This is a genomic window from Photorhabdus sp. HUG-39 (assembly GCF_963878365.1).
GTDB lineage: Bacteria > Pseudomonadota > Gammaproteobacteria > Enterobacterales > Enterobacteriaceae > Photorhabdus > Photorhabdus kayaii.
Map to the genome: position 1 here is coordinate 1 of NZ_CAWNWY010000123.1, position 479 is coordinate 479.

1 pseudogene is annotated in these 479 nt (G+C 42.6%); it reads right to left on the minus strand.

Annotated elements, in window-relative coordinates:
- A pseudogene (locus AAC155_RS24325) lies at positions 1-361 on the minus strand (hypothetical protein); the annotation flags it as partial.
- Positions 362-479 lie beyond the last annotated feature (118 nt).

The window sequence follows — 479 nt, forward strand, 5'->3', positions numbered from 1 at the left end:
TCGTCACCGGAATAGCAAGACAAGCCTGACACTCTTTTTTAGTTTCCGTTTTTTCACACTCTTCCGTCTTAGACTGAGCCTTAACTTGAACCGCACTGGTATCAACGGATTCTTCCCCTAAATCATCATCCTCCCAGAAATCCGCATAAGCTTCGGCACTCCAGACAATATTTCGATCTTCATCCGTGATGTCAGGGCTGATTACAAAATCCGTTTTCTTATGTTGAATACTGTCATCATCTATTACGGATTTATCTTTACCCGCTTCCATGATACCGACTGCAATTAATACTCCGGCACAGGCGCTTGCGACATATTCAGCCGCACCCACGGCGACAGGAGCTAATAAGGGTATTGGCATATTAACGTCTCCTGTTTAGCTTATTTTTTGCCATAATAGGTACACCATTGTGAGTACATTCATCAATAACGGTAATAACCTTACTGCCATGATCTGTCATATCACCTAACAGAATAAC